Genomic DNA, 15,696 nt, shown 5'->3' on the forward strand with positions numbered 1-15,696 from the left:
TTCCAGCGGAAAGATGGGCCCCGCCTTCGCACGGGGCGCCACCCAACATGATTTGTCGGAAACAGGCTGGGGGCCGCGCAGCAGTGGCCGCGCGCCCCCGATCCGGATGAGTACGGATACGGGGCTCTGCGCGCCACGTGCCGGCTCGGGCGCCGCATGCCCTGCGAGGCTGCCCGGATGGGCAGACGTTCAGGCGCTGGTCCAGGCGTCGACGAAGGCTTTCCGTCCGGCCGCATCGTCCGATCTGCGGTCTGCGTGCAGGACGCGCCAGGCGGTGAGCTCAAGATCTCGGAGCCACAGTTCTCCGATGACCTGTGTCTTGAGGTCGGGCAAATGGTCGGACTCGGAGAGGGCTTGACCGATGACCTCCCCGGCCGCGACGCGCTGGGGCGGGGTCATCTCATCGACGGCCGAGAGGATCTGTCGGGCCAGGGCGGTTCCTTCTCCTGCCAGCGAACGCAGCACCAGAGCCTTGATGTTGACGGGTAGCAGGTACGCGGTGCCCGAAGATCTCCACAGGTCCGACCAGAAACGTTCTCCTGCCCTGGTGGGGGCAGGCAGCGCGGCCAGCAGCCCGAGAAGATGGCTGGTGGCCGCATAGCCGTCCGAGTGGGCAGCTGCGACGACTGCGATGCCGGCGACGCGCTCCACATCGAGATGGCCGGCCTCCAGATGCGAAGCCAGACCCAATTGGTGTTCCAGCTGGTGTGCCAGGGGGGCGGATACGTGGGGGCGGACCTGAGGAAGCATCGGCGATCCTTGCGCGTAGGCGAGCGGAGATGCCCGTTCGGAAGCCTTGATCGTTCCCATGACAAGCCGATCTACTCGGCTTCGGCAGAATCAAATGGCCGCAGTATCAACGGGGCTGGAGCTCACACGGTGGCGAACCAGCCCATGCCCGTCGACGCGGCCCCGGGGTTCTGGGCCGACCGCCCGTCATGCTGTCGGGGGGTGGGGTCTCCTACCATGACCGCATGGTTGCCAGTGACGCCCAGGAGCCCGAGGGAGGACGAGAAGCCGTGTCCCGTGACGCCGCTGAATTCGACCATGTTCACGTCGCCCCAGCGCGTGGAGAGCGCCGTGAAGACGGGCTGCCCGGCGGATCACAAGGCGACGATGCAGGGGAGAAGGCTCACTCGGTTGCTGCTCTGGTGGAGCGGGCGGCCGGCCTGGCCGAACCGATCAAGCCGAGGCTGCGTGGCTGGCTCCATGCCGGAATGGTCCCTGCCGCACTGATCGCAGGCGTCGTACTCATCTGCCTGGCCCGTACTCCGCAGGCGGCCCTGGCCTGCGCCGTGTACTCGGTCACCGCCTGGCTGCTGTTCGCGACGAGCGCCGTCTACCACCGCGGTACCTGGGGGCCGCTCGGCGAGGCTCTTCTGCGACGTCTCGACCACGCCAACATCTTCCTGATCATCGCCGGCACCTGCACCCCGCTGGCCGTGCTCCTCCTCCCGCCGGACCGGCGGTCGGTGCTGCTGTGGATCGTGTGGGCGGGCGCGTTGGCCGGCATCGCGTTCAGGGTCCTGTGGGTCGGAGCTCCGCGCTGGCTGTACACCCCGTGTTACCTGGCCCTGGGGTGGGCGCCGGTGCGCTACCTGCCTGACTTCCTGCACACCGGCGGAGCAGCCGTACTCGTCCTGATCGTTGTCGGCGGTCTCCTCTACAGTGCGGGCGCGGTGGTCTACGCCCTCCAGCGGCCCGACCCCTCACCCCGCTGGTTCGGCTTCCACGAGGTCTTCCACGCGCTGACCGTGGCGGCCTTCACCGCGCACTACACCGCCGTGTTCCTGGCCGCTTACTGACCGCGGCAACGTTCTGGCTCGGCTCCACAGGGCCTGAGTGAGCAGACGCCCGCCCCGGACCCGCGCCCCGAGCAGGAGGGGCACCGGTGGTGGCGGGCGAGGTGCCTGAACGACGGGCGGTCAGCCGCAGGTACGGGAAGACCCGCTCATTCCCCGTGCACAGGTTTCGCCAGCTCCGCGTTGAACTGAGCGCCTACCAGAAGGGACAGGTTGGACAGCCACAGCCAGACCAGGAAGACCACGCCGCCTGCCAGTGAACCGTACAGACGGTCATAGGTGCTGACGTACGAGGTGTACGCGGCGAATCCGAATGAGGCGGCCAGCAGGAGCACCACCGCCAATGCGCCGCCGGGCGCCATCCTCCTGACGGGGCGGGAGGACGCCGGGCCTGATCGGTACAGGACGAGCACCAGGGCGACGGCGACCGCGGCCACGACCGGCCATCGCAGTGTGTCCCAGGCGGCCTGCGGCCCGGTACCCAGATCCAGCGCCCGGCCCAGGCGCCGGGCCAGGCTGCCACTGAGCAACAGCGCGAGGGTCGACGTGAGAAGCAGGGAGATCAGGACGAGGGCCGTGGCGATGATGCGCGGAGCGGTACGCCAGACCGGCCGGTCCGCGCTGATGCGATGCATGGCGTACAACGCCCGGCGGAAGACGCTCAGATAGCTGCACCCCGACCACAGGGCTCCCGCCCCTCCGACGAAGATCAGCGTCCATGCCGCTGACGACTGTCCGGCCATCTGCCGCAGGGTGCTGCGTACCAGAGCGCGGGACGCGGCCGGGGCGGCCTGCGCCATGCGGTCGATGACCTCCGGCTTGGCCGTGGGCATGGTCAGACCCAGGATCGAGAGGATCACCAGCAGCAACGGGAACAGGGCCAGGACCGCGTAATAGGTCAGCGCGGCGGCCCAGTCCGTGACGTCGTCGTTCCAGACGGCCACCGGCGTCCGTCGCAGCGCCGCCCACCACCGAGCCCTGTGACCGTCTGCACCATCCATGACGCGGATGCTCTCACTCTCCGTCCTCGGACCACTCATCCAGTACTGCACGGGACCCACGCCCCTGCCGCTCCCAGCCACCGCGTGGTGAACAGAGCCGCCGTCCCGTTCCCTCGTCCACCGGGGACTTGTGGGCGTCGGCCCGGTGGCGACCTGGGCGCGACGGTTCCACGGAAGGGAAGACGTCGGCATGTGGCGGGTGAGGGGGCGGTGAGGCGGTTGAGGCGGATCTCAGTGGCTGCGTGTCCGGCCCTCGGTGGTGCCGCGAAAAGGGGGCCTTCCCGAAATGACGCCGGGCAGGACCCCTTTCGAATCCTCGGTGGAGAAGGAAGGGTTAGTGCTCAAAGGCGTCCTTCGTCATTTCCTTGGCCTCGCGGGCATCACCCGTACTCTTTTCCGCCTGTCCCTCAGCAGCCACACAGTCGTTCCCGAGGGCGCTTCCCACGGCTTCCTTGGCCTTGCCCTCGGCCTGCTCGCTCTTGGCCTTGGCCTTCTCGCCGGCAGTCATGGAAGAACACCTCCTGACAGGTCGTGTGCCGCTGTCGCGATAGCGCCCTTGTGCCCCGGCGTTCCCTTCACAAACAGAGCGTCATTGGTGAATGACGAGGGAATTGCAGGGCAAAGGAGCGTGCAGGAGGTTGATAAACATGGTTCCCCTGCTGCTTGTTCTGCTTCTCGCACTGCTCCTGTTCGGTGCCGGCTTCGCCATCAAGATCCTCTGGTGGGTCGCCGTCGCCGTCCTGGTGCTGTGGCTTCTCGGCTTCGTCATGCGCTCCACCGCCGCCGGTGGGGGGCGAGGCCGCTGGTACCGATGGTGATCCGACCCGTACGCGCGCCTTCCTCACGGGCCTCACGGGGTCTTGATGTAGTCGGCGCCGTGAGGCCGCGCAGGCGCCTGCCTGCCGCGGTCCCCCGGGGCGGAGTCCCCGCTTCGGCCGGCCAAAGGGCGGCCGAAGCGGGGACTACCGGAGCGGAGCAGCCTCTGAGTCAGCGCCCGGGAGGGCCCGCCCCGGCCGTGACGGTGCGGAGGCGTCGGCGAGGTCGGCGCCGGTGTCGGCGTCCCGCCGGGAGTGGCCGACGCCGTGCCAATCCAGGCACATGACGGTCGCGTCGTCCTGCAGGTGGCCGTTGTTGGCGTCGACGATCGCCGCGACGAGGGTACGGGCGGCCTCGCGGGGATGCAGCTCGCGGGTGCGCAGGATCAGATCCGACAGATCGAAATTCTTGGCGTTGCGCTCCAGCATGCCGTCGGTCAGCATCACCAGCCGGTCGCCCGGCCGCAGGTCCAGCGACTGGACCTGGTAGGTGTGAGGGGCATGGAAGCCGAACGGCATATCGACCTTCGGAGTGATCTCCCGCACCTGTCCGTTCCGCATCCGCAGCGGCCAGGGGTGCCCGGCGTTGATGAACTCGGTCTTGCCGTCGAGCAGGCTGATGCGCAGGAGCTGGCCGGTGACGTAGCCCTGGCGGCCGTGATCCAGCATGGCCTGGTCGGCCTGGCGGGCCTGTTCGGCGAGGTCCGCACCGGCTCGCCGTGCCCGGCGGAGGGCGCCCACCAGGAGCGTGGCCAGCAGCGCGGCGGCGACGTCGTGGCCCATGGCGTCGGTGACGGAGAGCTGGACGGTGTCCCGGTCGATCACGTAGTCGAAGGTGTCACCCCCGACGTGGTCGGCGGGCTCCAGGGCCCCGGCGACCGCGAACTGGGCGGCCTCGCACGCCAGCGAAGCCGGGAGCAGCCGGTGCTGGATCTCTGCGGCCAGACTCAGCGGGGTGGTGCGGCGGCCCCACTGGTACACGTCGGTGAAGGACCGGTTCGCGATGACGATGTACGCCAGGGCGTGCGCGGTCTCGCCGATCTCTCGCATCGCCTCCGCGTCCGGCGGCGCGGGCAGGAACAGTTCGAGGAGCCCGAGGGCGTCCCCGCGGTTGGTCACCGGGGCGACGATCCGCACCAGTGCGCCGTCGCCTTTGTCCTCCACGCTCGGCCGCTGGGTGCGGATCACGTCGTCGTACAAGGTGCCCCGCAGCGTGATGCGCCGGGCGGGCTCATCGGTATCGACGGTGCCCGCCACCCCCAGCCGTACGACCGAGCCGCCGGTGAAGTCGGTGATCAGGAACGACACCGACGCGGCCCCGAGGTGCTCCTGCAGCATGCGCGCGACCACGTCGAGCGACTCGACGGGTGCCGCGGTCTCCGCCGCGGCCAGTGTCCCCGCCAAGGTGATCGCCCTGTCCCGGCCACCCCCGTTCTCGGAAGTACGAGTGGTCGCCCCCTCCTCCCCGTCAGCCTCGCGTACGGTCACGGTGACTCCTCGCTGCTCGCTGGTGCTCAGGGCTTCGGACCGGGTACTCGACGGGCCGTCGCCAGGCCCGGTGCCAGGCAGATGTCATTGCACCACAGAGCCCCTGAACGGATACGACTGTCGGCGGACCCTCCTCAGGCGTTCCGCCGACAGGCGTATGGAACGCCCGGGCCTCGCAGTCACCCGGCCCACCAGAGTTCGTGCGACGCCGGCACCGGAGGCGGCCCACGGTGCCTGCCGGTGTTGCGTCCGCTCCAGGATGCCCGTGATGACCGTTGATGCCCGGACGCCGCAGCGCGATGCAGGCCGGGGCGTGCCGATCGCCTGTGGCGTCAGTGGAGCGTGGACAGGTGGTGACAGCCCGGCAGGTTGGCCGACTGGACTCGGGTCGTCAGCGGGCCGCGCTGCTGGGCCTCCCCGAGGACCGTAACCGGGTCGACCGGCCAGGGCAGTTACTGCGGGATCTGGCTCTCGCTGTGTGGATGGCGGTAGGCCGTGCGTGAGCTTGCCCTGCTCGGAGGGCCGGCGAAGCCAGTCGGCGGTCACCCGAACCGCAGGCGTCCGGCGCCGGAGATCTGGCTCTCCGCGGTCGCCCCCCGAAGCAGGTCACCGCACCACCCTGACCCGCCCCTCGCCCCCCTCAAGCCGACGCAGTCGGGACAGCTCGGCGATGTCCGCTGTCAGGCAGTCGTGGATGTCCTTGCCCACGCGGCGCCAGCCGAAGAACTCGCAGGTCAGTTTGATGAGTTCGTCCTGTGACATGCCGGGGCACTCGGCCGCCAGCTCGTAGAGCGCCAGGTGCCGCTCGGCCGGGGCGATGTACGTCACCTTGCGCGGGGTCTCTCCGGCCTCCGGGCGCCGTGCTCTGACGCTCCCGTTGGCACTGTCGGCCAGGCTCGTGCCGCGGAAGGAGGCGACGACCTCCATACGATGGCGGGCGCGCGTGACCGCGACGTTCAGGCGGCGCCGGCCGCCTCCCCTTGTGGAGCACCGAAGCTCGACCGGGACCAGGAGGAGCGGGGCGCAGCTGGCGTCGTGAGCGCTGTCCTCCTTCCAGTTGAGCATGCCGATACCGAGCCAGAGGACGCCAGAGGCCGTAGTTCTACCTACCTCATACCTCAACTACCGGGCGCGAAAAGGGGGTCGTGCTCGTCGGCGGTTCCGAAGAACCGCGCCACGTCTGTGTCACCCACCTCCGCCAAGCTCCCCGGCGACCACCGAGGCTCCCGGTCTTTGCCGATCACCTGGGCCCGGATCCCCTCGACCAGGTCCGGGGAGGTCAGGGCCGCGCAGGAGATGCGGTACTCCTGGGTCAGGACCTCCTCCAGGGTGGCGAGTTCGCGGGCTCGGCGCAGCGCCTTCAGGGTGACCTTGAGGGACGTGGGGGACTTCGTCAGGATCGTCTCGGCGGTTTCCTTCGCCTCCTGGATGCCCGTGGTGAGCAGGCGGTCCACGATCTCCTCGACCGTGTCCGCCGCGTAGCAGTGGTCGATCCACTCGCGGTGTGCGGCGAGTTCGCCGGGCGGGGGAGACCGGCGGGTGTGGTGGGGGAGCACTTCCCGTACGGGTGACGTCGTCAACTCGGCCAACAGTGCCGGGAGTTGGGTCGACGGGATGTAGTGGTCCGCCAAGCCGCACAGCATCGCGTCCGCCGCGCCCACCGGTGTGCCCGTGAGGGCCAGGTGGGTGCCCAGTTCGCCGGGCGCGCGACTGAGCAGATACGTACCGCCCACGTCCGGGACGAAGCCGATGCCCGTCTCGGGCATGGCGACCCGGGAGCGCTCGGTGACGATCCGTACGTTGCCGTGGGCCGAGATTCCGACCCCGCCGCCCATCACGATGCCGTCCATCACGGCCACGTACGGCTTGGACCAGCGCGCGATGCGGGCGTTGAGGCGGTACTCGTCCCGCCAGAAGTCCGCCGAGGCCGTGCCGCCCGAGCGGGCGTCCTCGTGGATCGCGCGGATGTCGCCGCCGGCGCAGAGCCCGCGCTCACCGGCGCCGGTGAGGACGACCGTCTCCACGGCCGGGTCGCGCTCCCACGCCGACAGCGCTTCGTCGATCCGGCGGACCATGGCGTGGGTGAGCGCGTTGAGCGCCCTCGGCCGGTTGAGGGTGAGGTGGGCGGCGCGGCCCCGGATCGCGAGCAGGACGTGTTCGGCCTCGGCGGCGATGTCGGTCTCCGGGGTCATCGCGCGGTGTTCGGGAGTGCGCGGGCGGTGGTGGTGGGGCCCATGAGCTGGCGGTTCCTTTCAGATCCTTGCGGATCCGTTCAGACGATCTCCCCGGTGATCTCCCGAACATATAGTTGGACGTCCTAGTAAGTCCATCGTCTGAGGTCGCGGCCCGTGCCTGCCATCCTTGCCCGCCGTCCTCGGGCCTGGAGTGCTGTCGTGCCGACGTACAGCATTGGCCAGGCAGCGGGGCTGCTCGGCGTGAGTTCCGAGACCGTCCGGCGGTGGGCCGACGCCGGGCGGCTGCGGATGGAGCGGGACGGTACGGGCAACCGGGTGATCGACGGGGTCGGGCTCGCGCGGTCAAGGAGCTCACCGGGTCCGCGCCTCGGTCCAGGAGTCGGCTGAGCTGGGCGCGTACGTTCTCGGGCATTGCGCCGGGCTGCGCCGGGCTGCGCCGGGCGGCGACCGAGGTCGCCCCACTGGCGCAGGTGCACCGCCTCGGTGATGGCGCGGAAACTCGCGGGCACGGCGAGCAGCGGCACCAGGTGCGCCTGGCAGGAGTCGATCACCTCGTCGGGACCGTGCCGTGGATCGCCTCGCCCGCCAGGAGCGCGGGTCGCCCCCGACGTGCGCAGTGCCGAGACGAAGCGGTCGCCCGACCGGTACGGGGCGCGATACGTCAGCCCGACCACCAGTGTCTGGGTCGGCGGCGTGCCCCGCATGTCCGGCCAGGGGAACGGCGGCTGCTCAGTAGACGTCGCGGACGTATCGCTTCCCCGCCGTCAGCTGCTTCAGATACGCCGCCGCCGACTCCTCGTCGAGCCCGCCGTGCGCTATCGCGATGTCGCGCAGCGCCCGGTCGACGTCCTTGGCCATACGGGAAGCGTCGCCGCACACATAGAAGTGCGCCCCGTCCTGGAGCCAGGACCACAGCAGCGGGCCGTGCTCGCGCATACGGTCCTGCACGTACACCTTGGCGCGCTGGTCGCGGGAGAACGCCGTGTCCAGGCGTGTGAGGGTGCCCTCCGCAGTCAGTTTGGTCAGCTCGTCCTCGTAGTAGAAGTCGGTGGCACGGTGCTGCTCGCCGAACAACAGCCAGTTCGGGGCGTGATGGCCCAGGGCGCGGCGCTCGTAGAGGAAGCCGATGAACGGGGCGACCCCGGTGCCGGGGCCGACCATCACCATCGGCGTCCCCGGGTCGGTGGGGGGCCGGAAGTGCCGGGTGCGCTGCACGTACACCGGGAGCGGCGCGTCCGGCGGCGAGTCCGCGAGCAGGGCCGAGCACACGCCCGCGCGTCCGTGGCCGAGGCGGTTCTCGTACCGGACGACCGAGACCGTCACGGACACCTCGTGCGGGTCGGTCAGCGGGCTGGACGATATCGAGTACAGCCGTGGCCGCAGGCCGCGCAGGACGCCCGCCCACTCGGGCGCGCTCGCGCGCACCCCGTGTTCGGCCACCACGTCCACCGCCTGACGGCCCCAGGACCACTGCGCCAGCTGCCACTTGTTGTCGGGGCGCAGCAAGTGCTTCAGGCGGCGGTCATGGGTCCGCTCGGCGACGAACTTGAGCAGGTCGGGGCCGACCCGCGTGATGTCCAGGTGTTCGTGCAGCGCCGTACCGAACGGGACTTCCCCGACCCCGCCGATCTCGACGGGGGCCGTGCAGTCCAGACCGGTGACGGCCAGCCACTCGGCCACCAGATCCGGTGAGTTGACCGGGTGCACGCCGAGCGCGTCCCCGGCCGCGTAGGTGAGCGGGGTCTCGCTCGCGCGGGTGTCGAAGGTGAACCGCCGCACCTCCTTGCTCGAACCGGGGAGGCTGAGCAGCGAGTTCCCCGTCAGACGGGCCGTGACGGCGGCGGCCCGGGAGCTGGGGAGGGGTGTGGTGGGGCGAGGGGTGGCGGGGGCGGCTGGGGGTCGGGCCGCCGTGGAACTCGTAGGGATGGTCGTGGTGTTGGGGACCGAGGCTGTTGCTGTACCCGATGAACGGACACCGTGCGACGCGAGTTCCCCTCCCGCCGCGAAATCGTCAGGGAAGTTTCCGGGCGCCCCGGGGGAAGGCGTGACGGGGGCGCCCAGGGCCGTATCGCCGGGGAGGTCCGCGGACGCGTCGGGAGCCGCCCTTCCGGCGGCCGACAGCTCGTCCAGGCAGGTCAGCACCCCGTCGAGCCACTCCTGCGCCCGGTCCTCGAAGTCCGGTTCGCAGTCGGTGCGGGGGAGTAGCCGTACCGCCCCCAGCTCGGCCAGCCGCCGGTCCAGGCGTCGGCCGTGTCCGCAGAATTCGTCGTACGACGAGTCCCCGAAGGCCAGGACCGCATAGCGGCGTCCTTCCAGGCGCGGGGCCTCGTCATCGGCCAGGGCGTCCCAGAACGCGGCGCCGTTGTCGGGCGCTTCGCCGTCTCCGGTGGTGCTGGTGATCAGCAGCACCTCGGCGTCGGCGGGCAGCGTCTCCGGAGCGGTGTCGTCCATGGAGACGAGCCGGATCCGGTGCCCGGCGGCGGCGAGCCGTTCGGCGCCGGCCGCGGCGAGCTGCTCGGCGTTGCCGGTCTGCGAGGCCCACAGCACGAGCACATCACGGCCCCGGGGGGCCGAGGGCAGCGTGACGGGCGCGGGGGCGGGCCGTGGGGTCGCCCGCGAGTACATCCCGGCCAGCACGCCGTTCACCCACAGCGCGTGCTCCTCGCTGAACGGCGCCGTCGGCGGCAGTACGGGGATGCCGGGCGCGCCCGACTCCAGCCCGGCCAGGAACCCGGTGAGGTACTGGCGTTCCCGCTCGGTGAGGACCGGCGGGGGCGCGCCGAGCCCGAACACGGCGGCGGGTGCGGCGCCTTGGTCCGCCGGAAGGGGCGAGTCGGGGGCCGTACGCTGGGCGGGCACGGCGTGGGGGAGGGGCGCGGGGGCGTCGAGCAGCGCGGTACCCGCGACCAGTGCCCCCACCGCCGCGCCGGAGGCGCCCGGCGCCACTGCCGCAGCGCCGCCCACTCCCGCTGCCCCGGACCCACCTGCCGCCACGGCCGCTGCGCCGCCCACAACGAGCGCTCCCGTGGCCCCGGACCCACCTGCCGCCATCGCCCCCGCGCCGCCAGTAACGAGCGCTCCTGCCACCCCGTACGCGCCGGACACCACCTCGGCCGAGCCGTTCGCGCCCGCCGCCACCCCGCCCGCGAGCGCCCCCGTCCCCGGCATGACCGGCCGTGCCACCTCGGCCGTGACCCTCGTCAGCGACACCGCGCACACCTTGAACTCCGGCTGCAGCGAGATCGGATCGACCGCGTCGCTCGTCACCGCGTTGATGCTCAGATCCGTGCCGAACAGGTCGTTCCAGTGGAACGGCGCGAAGCAGCACCCGGGCCGCACCCGGTCGGTCACCACGGCGGCCAGCACCGCGCGTCCGCGCCGGGAGGCGATCTCCACCCCGTCGCCTTCGGCGATGCCGAGGCGTTCGGCGTCCTGCGGGTGCACCTCCACGAACGGCGCCGGGTTGAGCTTGTTGAGCTTGGCCACCTTCCCCGTCTTGGTGAGCGTGTGCCACTGGTGCTGCAGCCGCCCGGTGTTGAGTACGAAGGGGAAGTCGTCGTCGGGCATCTCGGCGGCCGGGAGGTGCGGGCGCGCGTGGAAGACGGCCCGTCCGCTCGCCGTCGGGAACACCGGACCGCCGCCGTCCTCGGCCACGTACCGGATCGGGTTGCGGTCGGGCCCCTCGGCGGTAGGGGCGGGCCACTGCACCGGCGTGGCGCGCAGCCGCTCGTAGGTGACCCCGCGCAGGTCGTAGCCGGTCTTCGGGTTCCAGGCGCGCTTGATCTCCTCGAAGACCTCTTCGGGACCGGCGTAGGTGAACGCCTCCTCGTACCCCATCGCGCACGCCACGCGCGCGATGATCTGCCAGTCGGGCAGTGCCTCGCCGGGCGCGTCGAGGGCCGGCTGGGCGAGGGTGAGGTTGCGCTCGCTGTTGATGAGGACGCCCTCGGCCTCCGTCCACAGGGCGCCGGGCAGCACCACGTCCGCGTACGCGGTGGTCTCGGTCTCCGCGAACACGTCCTGGACGACGACGAACTCGGCCGCCCGCAGGCCCTCGACGACGGTGCGGCGGTTGGCGACCGAGGCGACCGGATTGGTGCAGATCACCCAGCACGCCTTGATGTCGCCGTCGGCCATCCGCCGGAACATCTCGACGGTGCCGAGCCCCGCCCCGTCCGTGCGCAGCGTGCCCGGCCGCAGCCCCCACAGCTCCTCGGTGAAGGCCCGCTCCTCGTCGACGAGCACCGAGCGCTGGCCGGGCAGCCCGGGGCCCATATAGCCCATCTCGCGGCCACCCATGGCGTTCGGCTGGCCGGTGAGCGAGAAGGGGCCGCTGCCGGGGCGGCAGATCGCGCCGGTCGCCAGATGCAGGTTGACCAGGGCGTTGGTGTTCCAGGTGCCGTGCGTGGACTGGTTGAGCCCCATGGTCCAGCAGCTCATCCACTCGTCGGCCGCGCCGATCCACCGCGCCGCCGTGCGGATGTCGTCCTCGGGGATCCCGGTGATCTCCGCGACCGAGGCGGGCGCGTAGTCGGCCAGGAACTCGCCCATCGCCTCCCAGCCCTCGGTGTGCTCGGCGATGAAGGCGGTGTCCGTGTGCCCGTTCTCCTGGAGCAGGTGCAGGAGCCCGTTGAGCAGGGCGAGATCCGCGCCGGGCTTGATCTGCAGGAAGAGGTCGGCCTTGGCGGCGGTCGCGGTGCGGCGCGGGTCGACGACGATCAGCTTCGCCCCGGCCTTGACGCGCTCCATCATCCTCAGAAAGAGGATGGGATGACAGTCGGCCATGTTGGAGCCGATGACCAGGAAGACGTCCGCCTTCTCGAAGTCCTGGTACGAGCCGGGCGGCCCGTCCGCGCCGAGCGACAGCTTGTAGCCGCTGCCCGCACTGGCCATGCACAGCCGGGAGTTGGACTCGATCTGGTTGGTGCCGATGAACCCCTTGGTCAGCTTGTTGGCCAGGTACTGCGCCTCCAGGCTCATCTGGCCCGACACGTACAGCGCGACGGCGTCCGGCCCGTGCTCGTCGACGATCGCCCGCAGCCTGCCCGCCGTCTCGGCGATCATCGCGTCGACGCCGGCGGGCACCGGCTCTGCCCCCCGCTCGCCCCGTACCAGCGCGGTGGCCAGGCGTCCGGGTGCGGCCAGCATGTCGGCCGTCGTCGCCCCCTTGGTGCACAGCCGTCCGGAGTTCGCGGGGTGCGCCTTGTCGCCGGAGGCCTTGAGTACCGTGCGCCGGCCGTCCGGCCCCACGGTGATGTCGAGGACCATCCCGCAGCCCACACCGCAGTACGAGCAGACCGTGCGCACCTGTTCGGTGGCGGCCCGCGTGCCCTGTGCGGTCAACGGGTGTCCCCTCTCGTCTCGGCCGGGATCCCTTGGGTTCCGACCGTACGAAATGCCCGTTACTTCGATGTCACGTGCGGCGATCACGAGTGGTTACGTCGGCCACACTAATCGCGCCCCGATGCTGTGAGCACCTGTGTGCGACTGCGGCACGCCTCCGATGTCGGACATCACGAGGCGTGCGGGCCCGATGTGAGGGGCCTTCCGGCCCCCGGCTCTGTAGGGTGGCGCTCGCAGCTGGTTCGCCCCCGTCCGCCAGGCGGGAGGCGTCGTAAGAGGGAACCCGGTGGGAATCCGGGACTGCCCCGCAGCGGTGAGCGGGAACGACCGCCGTCATACGCACTGGGCCCGGCCGGGTCTGGGAAGCGACGGCCACTAGGTGTCCGCCGGGAAACCGGCAGGCGTGCCCGCGAGTCCGAAGACCTGCCCGTTGCCCGTGCGCGACCGACGCGCGCGGAGACCTTGGTGACCTCGTGGGCGGGTCGGCGAGACAAGAGGTGGTTCGAGCGCGGGCACCGCTCCGCGCGGGCCGCCCTGTCCGTCTCCCTTCGCGCCCACGACCCGCATCAGGGTCGATTTCGAGACATTCTCGCGAAGGAGAGTTTCGTGACCAGCAAGTCCGCAGCCGCGGCAGCACGGGCCACCGTGTACGGCTACCCCCGCCAGGGCCCCGACCGGGAACTCAAGAAGGCCGTCGAGGGGTACTGGAAGGGCCGCGTCAGTGCCGACGCCCTCCGTGACACCGCCCGCGACCTGCGCCGCGCCAACTGGCGCCGGCTCGCCGACGCGGGCGTCGACGAAGTCCCCACCGGCGACTTCTCGTACTACGACCACGTCCTCGACACCAGCGTGATGGTGGGGGCGATCCCCGACCGGCACCGCACCGCCGTCGAGACCGACACACTCGACGGCTACTTCGCCATGGCGCGCGGCACCCAGGACGTGGCGCCGCTGGAGATGACCAAGTGGTTCGACACCAACTACCACTACCTGGTGCCCGAACTCGGCCCGGACACCGTCTTCACCGCCGACTCCGGCAAGCAGGTCGCCGAGCTCACCGAGGCGCTGGCGCTCGGCCTCGCGGCCCGGCCCGTCCTGGTCGGCCCGGTCACCTACCTCCTCCTGGCCAAGCCCGCGCCCGGCGTCGACGCCGCCTTCGAGCCTCTGGCCCTGCTGGAGCGGCTGCTGCCCGTGTACGCAGAGGTGCTCGCCGATCTGCGGGCGGCCGGCGCGCAGTGGGTGCAGCTCGACGAGCCCGCCCTCGTCCAGGACCGCACCCCCGCCGAACTGGACGCCGCCGCCCGCGCCTACCGGGCGCTCGGCAGCCTCACCGACCGCCCCAAGCTGCTGGTCGCCTCCTACTTCGACCAGCTCGGCGAGGCCCTGCCCGTCCTCGCCAAGGCGCCCGTGGACGGCCTCGGCCTGGACTTCACGGGACCGGCCGCCGCCAACCTCGACACCCTCGCGGCCGTCGGCGGACTGCCCGGCAAGCGGCTGGTCGCGGGCGTCGTCGACGGCCGCAACATCTGGATAAACGACTACGAGAAGTCCCTCGCCACTCTCGGCACGCTCCTCGGCCTCGCGGGCACCGTCGACGTGGCACCGTCCTGCTCGCTGCTGCACGTTCCGCTCGACGCGACGGCCGAACGCGACATCGACCCGCAGATCGCCCGCTGGCTCGCCTTCGCCCACCAGAAGACCGCCGAGACCGTGACGCTGGCCCGCGGCCTCACCACCGGCACCGGCGCCATCGCCGCCGAACTCGCCGCCAACCGCGCGGACCTGGCCTCGCGCGCCGGATCCGCCCTCACCCACAACCCGGCGGTACGCGCGCGTACGTCGACGGTCACCGAGGCGGACGGTCGCCGCTCCCAGCCGTACGGCGAACGCGCCCCGGCCCAGCGCGCCCGGCTGCGGCTGCCGCTGCTGCCCACGACCACCATCGGCTCGTTCCCGCAGACCACAGAGGTGCGCTCCGCCCGCGCCGACCTGCGCGCCGGACGCGTCGACACCGCGGGCTACGAGGAGCGCATCAAGGCCGAGATCCGCGAGGTCGTCGCCTTCCAGGAGAAGGCGGGCATCGACGTCCTCGTCCACGGCGAGGCCGAACGCAACGACATGGTGCAGTACTTCGCCGAGCAGCTGACCGGCTACCTCGCCACCCGGCACGGCTGGGTCCAGTCGTACGGCACGCGCTATGTCCGCCCGCCGGTCCTGGCCGGCGACATCTCCCGGCCGAGGCCGATGACAGTCCGCTGGACGGCGTACGCCCAGTCGCTCACCGACCGCCCTGTCAAGGGCATGCTCACCGGGCCGGTCACCATGCTGGCCTGGTCGTTCGTCCGCGACGACCAGCCGCTCGCCGAGACCGCCCGCCAGGTGGCGCTCGCCCTGCGCGACGAGGTCGAGGACCTGGAAGCGGCCGGGACGTCGGTCATCCAGGTCGACGAGCCCGCCCTGCGCGAGACGCTGCCGCTGCGCGCCGCGGACCGCGCCGCCTATCTGGACTGGGCCACGGAATCGTTCCGGCTGACCACCGGGGGCGTACGTCCCGACACCCAGATCCACACCCACATGTGCTACGCCGAGTTCGGCGACATCCTCCAGGCCATCGACGACCTCGACGCCGACGTCATCAGCCTGGAGGCGGCCCGCTCGCACATGCTCGTCGCCGACGAGCTCGCCGCCGCGGGCTATCCGCGCGAGGTGGGGCCCGGTGTCTACGACATCCACTCGCCGCGCGTACCGAGCGCCGAGGAGGCGACCGCACTCCTGCGCAGGGGGCTTGCGGCCATCGCGCCGGAACGGCTCTGGGTCAACCCTGACTGCGGACTGAAGACCCGCGGCTGGACCGAGACGAAGCGGTCCCTGGAGAACCTGGTCGAGGCCGCCCGGACGGTCAGGACGCAGGTGCGACAGGGGGCTTGACACGGCCGGGGGGGGGGGGGGGGGGGGGGGGGGGGGGGGAGGGGGGAGGGGAGGGGGGGGGGGGGGGGGGGGGGGGAGGAGGGGTTGGGGGCTCGTCCCTGGTGTTTTTCCGGGGGGGGGATGG

10 protein-coding genes, 1 pseudogene and 1 riboswitch are annotated in these 15,696 nt (G+C 71.4%); of the genes and pseudogenes, 4 read left to right on the forward strand and 7 right to left on the reverse strand.

Annotated features, from left to right (window positions below; translation table 11 throughout):
• Window positions 1-189: 189 nt before the first annotated feature.
• Entirely contained in the window at window positions 190-810 is a 621-nt protein-coding gene (locus ACZ499_RS11125; RefSeq protein ID WP_468673830.1) for a hypothetical protein, read from the reverse strand.
• A gap of 164 nt (window positions 811-974) precedes the next feature.
• Between ACZ499_RS11125 and trhA the strand changes: the two genes are divergently transcribed.
• Window positions 975-1,805 (forward strand): PAQR family membrane homeostasis protein TrhA, encoded by an 831-nt coding sequence (gene trhA / locus ACZ499_RS11130; protein ID WP_468673832.1) that lies wholly within the window; start codon window positions 975-977, stop codon window positions 1,803-1,805.
• 146 nt (window positions 1,806-1,951) lie between these two features.
• On the opposite strand, the gene ACZ499_RS11135 is transcribed toward trhA, so the two are convergent.
• Together ACZ499_RS11135 and ACZ499_RS11140 are read right to left on the reverse strand one after the other, a co-directional pair.
• The gene (locus tag ACZ499_RS11135) at window positions 1,952-2,803 is read right to left on the reverse strand and encodes a YihY/virulence factor BrkB family protein (protein ID WP_468673834.1); all 852 of its coding nucleotides are present in this window, start codon (window positions 2,801-2,803) and stop codon (window positions 1,952-1,954) included.
• Window positions 2,804-3,137: 334 nt separating this feature from the next.
• Window positions 3,138-3,311, reverse strand: coding sequence for a CsbD family protein (locus ACZ499_RS11140; RefSeq protein ID WP_468673836.1), 174 nt, complete (start codon window positions 3,309-3,311; stop codon window positions 3,138-3,140).
• A gap of 139 nt (window positions 3,312-3,450) precedes the next feature.
• On the opposite strand from ACZ499_RS11140, the gene ACZ499_RS11145 reads away from it, so the two are divergent.
• Entirely contained in the window at window positions 3,451-3,621 is a 171-nt protein-coding gene (locus ACZ499_RS11145) for a hydrophobic protein (protein ID WP_382363955.1), read from the forward strand.
• A 144-nt stretch (window positions 3,622-3,765) separates the two neighbouring features.
• Here ACZ499_RS11145 and ACZ499_RS11150 read toward each other — a convergent pair whose 3' ends face one another.
• From ACZ499_RS11150 to ACZ499_RS11160, 3 genes are all read right to left on the reverse strand, one after another.
• On the reverse strand, window positions 3,766-5,028 hold the full coding sequence (locus ACZ499_RS11150; RefSeq protein WP_468674083.1) for a PP2C family protein-serine/threonine phosphatase: 1,263 nt from the start codon (window positions 5,026-5,028) through the stop codon (window positions 3,766-3,768).
• A 684-nt stretch (window positions 5,029-5,712) separates the two neighbouring features.
• Entirely contained in the window at window positions 5,713-6,228 is a 516-nt protein-coding gene (locus ACZ499_RS11155; protein WP_468673838.1) for a DUF4011 domain-containing protein, read from the reverse strand.
• Complete coding sequence (locus ACZ499_RS11160) at window positions 6,225-7,298, reverse strand: enoyl-CoA hydratase/isomerase family protein (RefSeq protein WP_468673840.1); 1,074 nt, start codon at window positions 7,296-7,298, stop codon at window positions 6,225-6,227. Before ACZ499_RS11160 ends, ACZ499_RS11155 begins: the two co-directional genes overlap by 4 nt.
• Before the next feature lie 201 nt (window positions 7,299-7,499).
• Here ACZ499_RS11160 and ACZ499_RS11165 point away from each other — a divergent pair.
• Window positions 7,500-7,640: pseudogene (locus tag ACZ499_RS11165) on the forward strand (excisionase family DNA-binding protein); the annotation flags it as partial.
• Between the two features lie 390 nt (window positions 7,641-8,030).
• Here the strand turns inward: ACZ499_RS11165 and ACZ499_RS11170 are convergent.
• Complete coding sequence (locus tag ACZ499_RS11170; RefSeq protein WP_468674085.1) at window positions 8,031-12,569, reverse strand: molybdopterin-dependent oxidoreductase; 4,539 nt, start codon at window positions 12,567-12,569, stop codon at window positions 8,031-8,033.
• A 296-nt stretch (window positions 12,570-12,865) separates the two neighbouring features.
• Window positions 12,866-13,089: riboswitch (cobalamin riboswitch) on the forward strand.
• A gap of 161 nt (window positions 13,090-13,250) precedes the next feature.
• On the opposite strand from ACZ499_RS11170, the gene metE reads away from it, so the two are divergent.
• The gene (gene metE, locus ACZ499_RS11175; RefSeq protein WP_468673842.1) at window positions 13,251-15,572 is read left to right on the forward strand and encodes a 5-methyltetrahydropteroyltriglutamate--homocysteine S-methyltransferase; all 2,322 of its coding nucleotides are present in this window, start codon (window positions 13,251-13,253) and stop codon (window positions 15,570-15,572) included.
• The last annotated feature ends 124 nt before the right edge of the window (window positions 15,573-15,696 follow it).

The organism is Streptomyces sp. NPDC031265 (genome assembly GCF_055570295.1).